Origin of the sequence: Bacillus sp. JJ1127 (genome assembly GCF_036965845.1) — a bacterium.
Taxonomy (GTDB): domain Bacteria; phylum Bacillota; class Bacilli; order Bacillales; family Bacillaceae_G; genus Bacillus_A.
The window spans coordinates 1-11,633 of record NZ_JBALQK010000163.1; the positions used below are offsets into that span (position 1 = coordinate 1).

Genomic DNA, 11,633 nt, shown 5'->3' on the forward strand with positions numbered 1-11,633 from the left:
AGATAAAGGACATATTTATATAATAGATACATTTATTTATGCTTTTAAAATCGAGCCAATTGCAGCAACAATTTTCATTTTGTCCGCTATATATTTAATAGGAATTATTATTACACGTTGGTTATACTGGAGAAAAAACAAAATAGGATTCATTGGTTTACAACTCATGATTGTTATTCCCATTTTTATTTACACCTTACTCGTCGCACATTCCGAAGGTACGATGATTATTGTAGAAGAGAATTGGGAGAAATACTTAGTCTTTTCACCAAAATCCATTACAGATACAAATCAAATTTATTATATTGATAGATTGTTATACGGAATTCAAAAATTACCTATCTTTGGCACCGTTTTCATTCTAAGCTTTCTTTATATAATCGGACTCATCGTTTCTAAAGTTTCCTATAAAATACGTTTCCACAAAAATAGAAACACATGAGGTGCTACTCGTGCTGCAATTACTTATCCATCCTGTAACTTTTATTTTTGTTATTTTACCATTGTTATCTATTGTCCTTGGAGCCTTACTTTATAAATCCAAATGGCTTTCTGTTCTTTTTTCTTTTTTTATTCCACCTATTTTTTTCATTATCGTATCTGGATGGGATTTACGTGTAGTTCTCATCAGCTTTGATGCTTGGATACTGTATGGCACCTTCTACTCCATTCTTTCTTATATTACAGTAATGATTATACGACGGAGAAGAAAATTACAATGAGGAATATATTTATATTTCTAGCGAATACCTTTATTTGAAAAGAGGATTCTTATGTACTCATTTGAAAAAGCCATTCTCTATATTTTTAGTTTCATATTCTATCCTATTGGCATTATCGTATGGATTATCTCCCTATTTAGTAAAGATCCTGAAAGAAGAAAAATCGACCGGATTTGCATTTATACCGCTTTAGTATCGTTTATTTTATTCACCACGCTCTGTATCATTAACTTCTACTCCATTACAACAATCTCTAGTTCATAATAATCATAGAAAGGACGAATGCTATGGAAGAACATCCAATTAGTAAAGAACTACGCTATATGCGCATATGTTTTATCATTTTAATTCTAATCCTAATATTTTTTGACAGAGGGAAGGTTGTTGAAGTCTCTACAAATCACGACACTCCAATAATGAATGTACCAACTAGTAATATGACACAAATTGCAGAAAATACATTTGCTTTACAAGAAAATGATCCTGCAAGTGGCGATAGACATACGATTAAAATTTTCAAATATGATCCGGACACAAATAAGATTATATTAGTAAAAGAATTTAATACTGAAAATTATTCTACATACGAATACAAGCTTAATAAACCAGAATAAAGAAACTGCCCATAAAATGAGGAAGCTAACATCAGTCAGCTTCCTCATTTTGATTGAAAATATTTTACTTTTCTCGTTTACTACAATATCTTTCTTAGTTTGACACCTTAGACTCTTCAATTTTCTCACGAAGAACCATTTGTAAGATACCACCATGACGGTAGTAGTCGATTTCAACTTCACTATCGAAGCGTGCTACTACTTCAAATTGTTTTTCGTTTCCGTCTTGGTCAATTGCAACTACTTTTACAAGGTCACGTGGTTTAACTGTTTTGTCAATTTGAATTTCAAATGACTCGTTACCAACAAGACCTAATGTTTCAGCATTTTCGCCTTCTTTAAATTGTAATGGTAATACACCCATTAATACAAGGTTACTACGGTGAATACGTTCGAAGCTTTCTGCGATTACTGCTTTAATACCTAAAAGGTTTGTACCTTTCGCAGCCCAGTCACGAGAACTTCCCATACCGTAATCTTTACCAGCAACTACAAGAAGTCCAGTACCATCTTCTTTATATTTCATTGCAGCATCATAGATAGATGTTACTTCACCAGTTGGCCAGTAAGTTGTATATCCACCTTCTGTTCCTGGTGCGATTTGGTTTTTGATACGAATATTCGCGAATGTACCGCGCATCATAACTTCATGGTTACCACGACGAGAACCATAAGAGTTAAAGTCAACTGGTTGTACGCCATTTTCTAATAAATAGCGACCTGCTGGTGTATGTTTACCAATTGAACCTGCTGGTGAAATATGGTCTGTTGTTACAGAATCTCCAAATTTACCAACTACGCGTAAACCTGATAACGTTTCAACTTCACCTGGCTCTTTAGATAATCCTTCAAAGAATGGTGGGTTTTGAATGTATGTTGAATCATTATCCCAAGTATATAAAGCTTCATTAGAAGTTTGGATTTCATTCCAGCGCTCATTGCTGTTAAATACTTGCGCATATTCTTTTTTGAACAATTCAGATGTAACAACACTTTGAACTACATCTTCAATTTCTTTAGCTGATGGCCAAATATCATTGAAGTAAATAGGGTTGCCATTTGCATCTTTACCGATTGCATCATTTTTCAGATCAATATCAACAGTACCTGCAAGTGCATATGCCACAACAAGTGGTGGTGATGCTAAGTAGTTTGCTTTTACAAGTGGATGAATACGACCTTCAAAGTTACGGTTACCAGATAAAACAGATGTTACTAGTAAGTCGTTTGCTGCGATTGCCTCTTCTAATTCCTCTGCTAATGGACCAGAGTTACCGATACAAGTCGTACAGCCGTAACCAACTGTTTGGAAACCTAATTGATCTAAATACGTTGTTAAACCAGATTTATCTAAGTACTCTGTAACAACTTTAGACCCTGGTGCTAATGATGTTTTTACGTAACCAGGTACTTTAAGTCCTTTTTCAATTGCTTTCTTCGCAACTAAACCTGCTCCAATTAATACGTATGGATTTGACGTATTTGTACAGCTTGTAATCGCAGCGATTGCAATTGCACCTGTTTTCATCGTTACTTCTTGATCTTTTAATGCAACTTTCACTTCTTTATCAAATTCTTGCTCACTGAATCCAAGTCCCTGTGTTCCAACTGGCGCTACAACAGCTTTGTGGAACGCATCTTTCATATTTGAAAGTGGGATTAAATCTTGTGGACGTTTCGGTCCAGAAAGGTTAGATTCGATTGTATTTAAATCAATTTCAACAAGATCAGTATAGATTGGATCTTTACTATCTGCTGTATAGAATAAGCCATTTGCTTTACAATATTCTTCAACAACGCGAATTTGCTCTTCATCTCTACCAGTTAAACGTAAGTAATCTAATGAAATTTCGTCAATCGGGAAGAATCCACAAGTTGCACCATATTCTGGTGCCATGTTTGAAATTGTTGCACGGTCAGCTAAAGGCATGCTCTTTAGTCCGTTACCGAAGAATTCAACAAATTTACCAACTACACCTTTTTGACGTAATACTTGTGTTACTTTTAATGCAACGTCTGTTGCTGTTGTACCGCTTGGAAGTGTACCAGTTAATTTAACACCAATTACTTCTGGCACTGGGAAGTATGAAGGTTGTCCAAGCATTCCTGCCTCTGCCTCAATACCACCAACGCCCCATCCAAGAACACCGATACCGTTAATCATTGTTGTATGAGAATCTGTTCCAACTAATGAATCTGGATATGCAACTAATTCACCTTCAGCATTTTTCACTGCATGAACAACTGGTGCTAAATACTCAAGGTTTACTTGGTGTACAATACCTGTTGCTGGTGGAACTGCACGATAGTTATCAAATGATTTTTGTGCCCAGCTTAAAAATTTATAACGTTCTTCATTACGTTTAAACTCTAAGTCCATGTTGAATGCAAGCGCGTCTGCTGTACCCGCTCTATCAACCTGTACAGAGTGGTCAATTACAAGGTCTACAGTAATTTCAGGATTAATTTTATCAGGATCCCCACCCATGTCTGCCATTGCTTTTCGAAGTGAAGCCAAATCAACAACAGCTGGAACACCTGTGAAGTCTTGTAAAATTACACGAGATGGTTTGAATGGAACATCAATGTCTTGAACATCTTTCGTTCCCCACTTCGCTAAATTTGTAACATGCTCTTCTGTAATTACACGTCCGTCAACTTGACGAAGTACAGATTCAAGCAAAACTTTAATAGAATACGGTAATTGTGATACGTTGCCAACCCCTGCGTTTTCAAGCGCTTTCAATTGATAATAATGATACGTCTTTCCATCTAATTCAAATGTTGCACGAGATTGAAATGGATTATGTTTGACCATTATGTTTCCCCCCTGTTAAACGTGACTAAGTTGTCTGAATATAAAATGTAGACAAATTTTTCAATACCTTACGATAATATCTTATTACAACTTTCTAAATAAGTAAATAATAAGAAACTTATAGTTTATCATAAGTTTTCTTTATCTCTCAAAATCTGAATAGTCTTCGTCCTCCTTATGAATACTATTACCATAAAGCAAAGCTTTCTCTTAGAAGCTTTCCTTTACTGTTTATACATGTAATGAGCAACTCATTATGTTGTCTATAGGGAAAATATGATAGAGGTGAAATCAAATGGGTAAACGAAAAGCAAATCATGTCATTCCAGGAATGAATGCTGCATCAGCACAAGGCCAAGGAACTGGTTATAATGAAGAGTTCGCAAACGAACCGTTAACACCTGCGCAGCGTCAAAATAATAAAAAACGAAAAAAGAATCAGTAATGAAAGATCCCAAAAGGGCTACCTTTTGGGATCTTTCTTTAATGCTTATAACGTAATAGTTCTGAAACTTTTACAAATCGATACCCTTTCTTTTGAAGTTCAGGTAGAATTTTTGCTAGTGCAGCCACCGTTTGACTGCGATCATTTCCTCCATCATGTAACAAGACAATATCTCCACTTTTGGCATTTTTCACGACATGATTTACAATGGATTCAGTACCTGGATTTGCCCAATCTCGTGGATCTTGATGCCAAGACCATAAAACGATTTGATATCCCGCTTCTTTCGCCGTTGTAAATACAGCATCATTAATATACCCACCTGGAGGACGAAATAGCAACGGTTCCTTCGCCCATTTTTCTAAATACTTCTTCCCATCTAAAATATCATTTTTTAATTTTTCATCAGATGCACTTTTGGCATATAAGTGATTCATCGTATGATTTCCAATTTCATGTCCTTCTTTCAGTACTTGCTTGACTAAATACGGATTCTTCTGAATTCGAAAGCCAATCATAAAAAAGGTTGCTTCAGCTTTGTATTGGCGTAATAATTTTAGTACTTGCGGCGTATATGTCGGATCTGGACCATCATCAAATGTGATTGCAATAATTTTCTCATTATTCGGTACTTCCCATGTTACATAGCCGGTAGGCTCTAATTCTTTTCTCAATAACATTTTCGCTTCCACTTTGTCCACTTGAAATATATGTACCAAACAAATTAAACAAATGATTGTTATAACAATTTTTCGTCTTAACATATTTATTCCCGAAGTAAAGAGTCGTTGAAATCGTAACAACCTCTTCACTTTTCTAATTGGTCTACATCTCGCATAATATTTTGTAGATTGCTTTCATATTGTTCAAGTTGTGGACGTTGCGTTTCAGATGCTACTTCAAGCGCATTTTGAATTTGTTCATATGCCTCTTGAATTTCGTGGCGTAAATGTTTTAAATCATGACCATAATCTGAATCATTTTTCACAATATTATTAAATAAATTTTCTGCTTGTACAACTCCTTGTTGTGCGGCTTGAAAAGCTTGCTGTTTATCTTTATGATACGGCATACACTTTCCCCTTTCTACAATAGTTAGTCTCACTTATCTTTACCCTTTTTTCTAAAAACATTCTCGTATAAATTTGTAAACTTCTCTCATTCTAAATATGAAAGGGAGGTGTAATACGCCATGGAAAAAAACAACAGTAAGTCTATTCGCCAAAACACAAAAAAAGGACAGCCTTCTGGGCAACCTGAGCCTTTAAGCGGATCACATAAAGTAAAAAATCGCAACCATTCTAGACAAAAAAATCACGCACATCATGATATGTAAAAAGAAAGACAATTCACATGCATTGCCTTTCCCACATAAAGCGAAACTTTAATCAGTGGAGGTTTTCTTCATTCCACACTGATTATTAGCCCCCACCAATTGGGCTTTTACGGGCAGTTTATCTCCCGCCTTACTTCTTTAGAAAAGCGGAAGCGGCTTGCTCAGAATCGCAGGACGCCCGCACCAAGGGCAGAGAGATGCTTTTTGTCTCGTCCGAGGTGGTGAAACGACCGAAGATTCTAGCCGCTAGAGCTGGACAATGCTTTTGTCAAACTTTGAGGTGGGAGTATTACTGTCGCGAGTAGCAGGATAAAATATGTACATCGAATTCTTTCACTTATGTATTATTTATCCCTCACCCCTAATTTCTTAATGCATATCATAGGATGAATTGAGATTTTACGGAGGGTGTCCTACATGAGCAAGAAAAAGAAAAATTGTCTTTTTCGTGTTAATGGTTTTGAAGAATGGATGGAGCAATTTTGCTCTGAATCCTATGATAACTGTAGTTTTCCTAATCACATTCACATTGATCTTTGTGAAACAGAGCAAGAATATATTTTGGAAACCGATGTTCCTAACGTTACAGAACAAAATGTACTCATAAAAAAGATGGAGACAGGCCTAAATATTTGCATTTCCAAAAAAAATTCTTCCTTACAACGAACCATTTCTTTACCTGCTAACATCATTTATAAAAAAATGCTAGCCTGCCTAGAAAACGGGTTTCTCGCCATTCATATTTCAAAAAATGAAGTGGCCAATAAACATGAAAATAAAGTTCTTTTTTCAAATTAAGCATTAATATAAAGCAAAACTTTAATCAGCGGAGGTTTTCTTCATCCCCCGCTGATTATTAACCTTCATCAATTTGGATTTTACCCTCCCCCTAACTTCTCTGTTTTCATTGAATTTTGAGGTGAAGGGCTTATTGCATGAAAATACTAGGATAAATACAAAACAGGATCTAAAAAGTTTTTTAGCTTTTTAGATCCTGTTTATTTTTTATTTACAAGATGTCTCTTTCGTTATTATTTCGTACTTACCTCCACCTTAGCAACTTCGATATGTCTTTTAGCCAATAAGCTGCGTGTGATGAAAAGAATTGGAAATGCAAACATTGAAAAAATAGACAACATAAAAAATACAACAAAACCATTTTGATACCCATAATGATCTAAAAGTACACCGCCAAACCATGGTCCAATTACTCCACCAATTCCTGAAAAAACCATTGCTCCAAAATATGTCCCTTTTATATGTTTATACCCTAGCTGTTCTCGTTATTTCCATATCAATCCCGTATGTAAATTGTAGCTCTTTACAAACCTCTTTAATTAAGATGTTCACACTATATTTTTCGTTAAATGCAACAACTGCATTTTCTACTTCCTCATATGTATACTTATATTCACCAGTAATTACACTTTTTAAATCAAAGCATTCATTAATACAAAGTTGTACGAGAAGTCGATCATACATAGCCACTACATCTTCTTTTTTCCATAACAATTCTTTTACATATAATCGATCAAATATTACACTTTCTCGATTACATTCTGTTAAAGTCCGGGTCATTTCATGTAATTCTCGATATAGTTCAGAAATATTTGTATTGAGACAAATCAGTTTGTCTACGCCGTTTTCATATAGCATTTCATCCACCCCCGTATATCCCTTTTTCTCATTATAGCAAGAAAATTCTAAAAAAGAGGTTTTTTCTTCTGAAATATTAGGAAACTTATCTAGATTGCTTTACAATGAAACTAGCGAATCAGAAAGGGGTACACAAGTGAAACAAAAATTATACTACATTGATGCTTATCAGCAATCTTTTACAGCTCAAATTATAAAACAAGACTATGATAATGAAGGAAAACTATATGTTACTTTGACAGAAACAGCATTTTATCCAAATGGTGGTGGGCAACCACATGACACAGGAACATTAAATGACGTTTCCGTTATTCATGTGGAAGAAGTTGATGGAGAAATTCGTCACTTCCTATCAAAAGAATTACAGACAAAAGAAGTAACCGGTCAAATTGATTGGCAACGTCGTTTTGATCATATGCAGCAACATGCCGCTCAGCACATTCTATCGGCTGCCTTTTGGGATCATTTTGATATTCCAACAATCGGTTTTCATCTTGGAAAAGAAATGGTAACAATCGATTTAAATACACCGGATCTTTCTATAGAAACAGCGGCACAGGCACTCCAAATCGCAAATCGGATTGTCTTTGAAAACCACCCTATTCGTATCCAATGGATGAACTTAGAAGAGGCAAAACAATTACCTCTCAGAAAAGAGCCAACAGTTACAGAGAATATTCGCGTTGTAATCATTGAAAACTTTGATTACAACGGTTGTGGTGGAACACATCCAAAATATACAGCTGAAGTGGGACCAATTCATATAATCGGATGGGAACGGAATAAAGGTGGCATCCGTTTAAGTTTTGTTGCAGGATGGCGTGCCCTCAAGTTAATGAGTCATCATCAACAAATTATAAAAGACATTTCTAAACAGTTAAACAGTAATGAAAATGATATTCCAAGTAAGGTAACCCAGCTTCTCGCATCTCAGAAAGAAAACGAAAAAACATTACAAGCGATGAATGAGAAACTACTATTTGTAGAAGCAAATGAATTATTACAACAAGCCCAAGACATACATGCTGGAGCACTCATCTCTCAAACCTTTATCAATCGTTCCATGCAGGAAATCGCTAAATTATCTGCCATTATTACTGAACAAAATGAAAACTCAATTACATACTTCGTTATCGAAAGTGATGCGAAACTGCAATGCATCCTTGCATGCGGAAAAGCTGTAACAGCCAACATGAACACAATTTTAAAAAACGCCCTCCCTGCTATTGAAGGAAAAGGCGGTGGCAATCAAAAAAGTGCTCGCGGCGGTGGTAAAGCAATTATGACTGGTGAAGCATTTTTAGCTCATCTTATTCATTTACTAAAAGAAACAATTTAGTTTGTCCTTAAAAAAAATAGGATCCTTCATACAAAACAAACGTCCGTTCTTATTTTAGGGATGATCACTTTACACGTGACTTTTTCCAAGATCCATATAACAAAGGAAAAACAAAAACCCATGCGATAGTAATCTAAAAAGTAGAAAACTAGACTTCTTGCTAGTTTTCTACTTTTTCAAATAATAGAGCAATTCCAATCCCACCACCAATACCTAATGTCGCTATTACGTATTTCGCCTTTTCTCTTTGTACTTGATGGAATAATCGGGTTACAAGCATAGCCCCTGATGCCCCATAAGGATGCCCAAGAGCAATTGCCCCACCGTTTATATTTAACTTTCCATAAGGAATTTGTAACTCTTGTGCACAGGCTACAATCTTAGAAGCAAAGGCCTCATTCATTTCAATATAATCAACATCATTTATTGATAGATTTTGATTTTGTAAGCCAACTAAAAAATTTTAGTTTTTCCTATGCAAATGCTCTAATTCTTTTCGTAATGCTTGTTTTAAAAATTTCCCAACCGATGTTTTTGGAATCTCTTCCATAAACACAATATCGTCAGGTAACCACCACTTTGCAAACTGTGGTCGTAAAAATTCATACAGCTCTTCTTTTGTTACATTGCTATTTTGTTTTTGTACAACACAAGCAACTGGGCGTTCTTGCCACTGCGGATGGGGAACCGCAACAACGGCCGCTTCAAATATAGCCTCATGTGCCATCAATGCATTTTCTAAATCTACAGATGAAATCCATTCGCCTCCACTTTTAATAACATCTTTTGTACGATCAACAATTTTAACACAGCCTTCTTCATCAACTGTAACAACATCACCTGTATATAACCAGCCTTCACGGAACCCTTCTACAGTACGCTCATCGTTATAATAACTTGCAGCAATCCACGGTGCGCGTAAGCATAGTTCTCCCATTTCAGTTCCGTCCCACTTTACTTCTCCGCCTGCTCCAACTACTTTCATCTCCACACCCGGCACAAGATATCCTTGTTTTGATCGAATCTCAAGCTGCTCCTCATAGGATAAATCTGTCTCATAGCTTTTTAATCGCGCAAGTGTCACAAGCGGACTTGTTTCGGTCATACCGTATGCATGCACAAAAGGAACGTTATATTTTTGTTCAAATGCCGCAATCACACTTTTAGGTGCGGCAGCACCCCCACATAAAATTCGTTTTATACTTGATAAATCATAATTGTTATTTTCTAATTCCTGTAACACCCCAAGCCAAATTGTTGGTACACCGGCAGCTATCGTCACTTTTTCATCCTGAATCATTTCAAGTAAAATTTTCGGTGTAAACATCGGACCAGGTAACACTTGTTTTGATCCAAACCATGTTGCTGCAAAAGGTAGTCCCCAAGCATTTACATGAAACATTGGAACAATTGCCATAGCTGCATCACTTTCAGATAATGCTGTTGTATCCGCTAATCCTAGAGCCATACAATGGAGCACTGTACTGCGATGTGTATATACAACCCCTTTGGGATTTCCTGTTGTCGCCGACGTATAACACATGCCAGCTGGTGTATTTTCATCAATATCTTTTAAAAATTGAAAATTAGGATCCCCTTCCGCAAGAAGTTGCTCATAATGATAAATAGGTTGAAGTGAGGTTTCTGGAAGGTCTTCTTTGTCAGTCATAATAATATAAGCTTGTACAGTTGATAATTCATCTTGTATTTTTTCAACGAGAGGTACAAGATCTTCATCAACAAGTAAAATGCGGTCTTCGGCATGTCCAATAATGTAGGAAATATGCCCAGGAGATAAGCGAATATTAATCGTATGCAATACAGAACCAATGCTTGGAATTGCAAAATATGCTTCTACATGTCGATGGTGATTCCACGCTAACGTTCCAACTCGATCCCCTTCCTTTATCCCTAATTTCTTTAACGCACTAGAGAGCCTTCTTGTCCGCTCTCCCATTTGTTTATACGTTAAAGTTGTAATTGTATCATGTGTACGCGAAACGATTTCTTTCTTTGGAAACAGTTTTTCTGCCCTTTCCATCATAGAACTAATTGTTAATGGCACATTCATCATCATATTTGTCCCAACCTCCCGTTAAAGCGTTTTCATTTCATTCATTATATCAAACTTCTACCGATAATAAAGATAATTATTCTGTATTTTCTGAATTATTTCCATAGAAATAATTCAGTTCCATGAAAAATAGAGAGAATCCCACTATACAAATTAGACCCTCTCTATTTTCGGATATATGTCTCCCGTAAAATAATATATTTGTTGGTAAGATATAATTCTTTAAAACACATGAAAAAACGCTAATGCAGCTTCTGTTCCCGATCCTCTCCCCCATATTTTCGTGATAATGTATATGTGATTTCCACTTTATGTTCTCTTTTTTATATGAAACAAAAACCCACATTCCTATGGGATTATGTTCTTCTTTTAACTCCATATCAAAGACAGCTGCTTCTCCTTTTGCATAGACTTGTAATTGAATTCACAAAAATTGTGGTATTCTATAATGTTTTATACTCCCTATATATGTAATTAATTCTTCATCTAGAGTATATTTAATTATACCAATTCCCCTTACTATATAAATCCATTTTAATTTTTCGGCATCTAAATCCCTGCTATGCAGAATAAAAAGTAACCTCCATTCGTTTGCTCGTTCTGTTTTTACTTCGCATGTGGCAAAAAAA

General features: G+C 35.7%; 13 protein-coding genes and 3 pseudogenes. 8 read left to right on the plus strand and 8 right to left on the minus strand.

Annotated features, from left to right (window positions below):
• The 4 genes from V7183_RS16560 to V7183_RS16575 all read left to right on the plus strand — a co-directional run.
• Positions 1-442 (plus strand): DUF4306 domain-containing protein (locus tag V7183_RS16560; protein WP_335360208.1); only part of this gene is annotated, 442 nt, incomplete at its 5' end.
• A gap of 10 nt (positions 443-452) precedes the next feature.
• On the plus strand, positions 453-722 hold the full coding sequence (locus V7183_RS16565; RefSeq protein ID WP_335360209.1) for a hypothetical protein: 270 nt from the start codon (positions 453-455) through the stop codon (positions 720-722).
• A gap of 51 nt (positions 723-773) precedes the next feature.
• Positions 774-986, plus strand: coding sequence for a hypothetical protein (locus tag V7183_RS16570; RefSeq protein ID WP_335360210.1), 213 nt, complete (start codon positions 774-776; stop codon positions 984-986).
• 23 nt (positions 987-1,009) lie between these two features.
• Positions 1,010-1,336 (plus strand): YmzC family protein, encoded by a 327-nt coding sequence (locus V7183_RS16575; RefSeq protein WP_097894533.1) that lies wholly within the window; start codon positions 1,010-1,012, stop codon positions 1,334-1,336.
• A gap of 94 nt (positions 1,337-1,430) precedes the next feature.
• On the opposite strand, the gene acnA is transcribed toward V7183_RS16575, so the two are convergent.
• A complete protein-coding gene (gene acnA, locus V7183_RS16580; RefSeq protein WP_097894532.1) occupies positions 1,431-4,154 on the minus strand; it encodes an aconitate hydratase AcnA in 2,724 nt (907 codons plus the stop codon).
• A 295-nt stretch (positions 4,155-4,449) separates the two neighbouring features.
• On the opposite strand from acnA, the gene sspO reads away from it, so the two are divergent.
• Complete coding sequence (sspO, locus tag V7183_RS16585) at positions 4,450-4,599, plus strand: small acid-soluble spore protein O (RefSeq protein ID WP_006095643.1); 150 nt, start codon at positions 4,450-4,452, stop codon at positions 4,597-4,599.
• A gap of 38 nt (positions 4,600-4,637) precedes the next feature.
• Here sspO and pdaB read toward each other — a convergent pair whose 3' ends face one another.
• Positions 4,638-5,363: a polysaccharide deacetylase family sporulation protein PdaB gene (gene pdaB, locus V7183_RS16590; protein WP_097894531.1), complete on the minus strand. Its 726-nt coding sequence runs from the start codon at positions 5,361-5,363 to the stop codon at positions 4,638-4,640.
• A 44-nt stretch (positions 5,364-5,407) separates the two neighbouring features.
• Positions 5,408-5,671, minus strand: coding sequence for a hypothetical protein (locus V7183_RS16595; protein WP_097894530.1), 264 nt, complete (start codon positions 5,669-5,671; stop codon positions 5,408-5,410).
• Positions 5,672-5,791: 120 nt separating this feature from the next.
• Between V7183_RS16595 and V7183_RS16600 the strand changes: the two genes are divergently transcribed.
• Positions 5,792-5,935 (plus strand): small acid-soluble spore protein P, encoded by a 144-nt coding sequence (locus V7183_RS16600; RefSeq protein ID WP_000414451.1) that lies wholly within the window; start codon positions 5,792-5,794, stop codon positions 5,933-5,935.
• Positions 5,936-6,352: 417 nt separating this feature from the next.
• Positions 6,353-6,733: an Hsp20 family protein gene (locus tag V7183_RS16605; RefSeq protein ID WP_141523347.1), complete on the plus strand. Its 381-nt coding sequence runs from the start codon at positions 6,353-6,355 to the stop codon at positions 6,731-6,733.
• A gap of 233 nt (positions 6,734-6,966) precedes the next feature.
• Here V7183_RS16605 and V7183_RS16610 read toward each other — a convergent pair.
• Both V7183_RS16610 and V7183_RS16615 read right to left on the minus strand, forming a co-directional pair.
• A pseudogene (locus V7183_RS16610) lies at positions 6,967-7,215 on the minus strand (MFS transporter); the annotation flags it as partial.
• A complete protein-coding gene (locus V7183_RS16615; protein ID WP_097894528.1) occupies positions 7,199-7,591 on the minus strand; it encodes a hypothetical protein in 393 nt (130 codons plus the stop codon). The gene V7183_RS16615 and the pseudogene V7183_RS16610, both read right to left, overlap by 17 nt.
• 136 nt (positions 7,592-7,727) lie before the next feature.
• Between V7183_RS16615 and V7183_RS16620 the strand changes: the two genes are divergently transcribed.
• Complete coding sequence (locus tag V7183_RS16620) at positions 7,728-8,930, plus strand: alanyl-tRNA editing protein (protein ID WP_141523346.1); 1,203 nt, start codon at positions 7,728-7,730, stop codon at positions 8,928-8,930.
• Positions 8,931-9,090: 160 nt separating this feature from the next.
• On the opposite strand, the pseudogene V7183_RS16625 reads toward V7183_RS16620, so the two are convergent.
• From V7183_RS16625 to V7183_RS16635, 3 genes and pseudogenes are all read right to left on the minus strand, one after another.
• Positions 9,091-9,378 (minus strand): annotated as a pseudogene (locus tag V7183_RS16625) (acetyl-CoA C-acyltransferase); the annotation flags it as partial.
• 15 nt (positions 9,379-9,393) lie between these two features.
• Entirely contained in the window at positions 9,394-11,007 is a 1,614-nt protein-coding gene (locus V7183_RS16630; RefSeq protein WP_097894527.1) for a long-chain fatty acid--CoA ligase, read from the minus strand.
• A gap of 421 nt (positions 11,008-11,428) precedes the next feature.
• Positions 11,429-11,633 (minus strand): annotated as a pseudogene (locus tag V7183_RS16635) (hypothetical protein); the annotation flags it as partial.

Excerpts from the sequence above, each read along its gene's own strand:
- V7183_RS16615 (WP_097894528.1), bottom strand. The coding sequence starts at position 7,591 with ATGCTATATGAAAACGGCGTAGACAAACTGATTTGTCTCAATACAAAT.
- V7183_RS16570 (WP_335360210.1), top strand. The coding sequence starts at position 774 with ATGTACTCATTTGAAAAAGCCATTCTCTATATTTTTAGTTTCATATTC.
- V7183_RS16630 (WP_097894527.1), bottom strand. The coding sequence starts at position 11,007 with ATGATGATGAATGTGCCATTAACAATTAGTTCTATGATGGAAAGGGCA.
- acnA (WP_097894532.1), bottom strand. The coding sequence starts at position 4,154 with ATGGTCAAACATAATCCATTTCAATCTCGTGCAACATTTGAATTAGAT.
- V7183_RS16575 (WP_097894533.1), top strand. The coding sequence starts at position 1,010 with ATGGAAGAACATCCAATTAGTAAAGAACTACGCTATATGCGCATATGT.
- V7183_RS16605 (WP_141523347.1), top strand. The coding sequence starts at position 6,353 with ATGAGCAAGAAAAAGAAAAATTGTCTTTTTCGTGTTAATGGTTTTGAA.
- V7183_RS16595 (WP_097894530.1), bottom strand. The coding sequence starts at position 5,671 with ATGCCGTATCATAAAGATAAACAGCAAGCTTTTCAAGCCGCACAACAA.
- V7183_RS16600 (WP_000414451.1), top strand. The coding sequence starts at position 5,792 with ATGGAAAAAAACAACAGTAAGTCTATTCGCCAAAACACAAAAAAAGGA.
- pdaB (WP_097894531.1), bottom strand. The coding sequence starts at position 5,363 with ATGTTAAGACGAAAAATTGTTATAACAATCATTTGTTTAATTTGTTTG.
- sspO (WP_006095643.1), top strand. The coding sequence starts at position 4,450 with ATGGGTAAACGAAAAGCAAATCATGTCATTCCAGGAATGAATGCTGCA.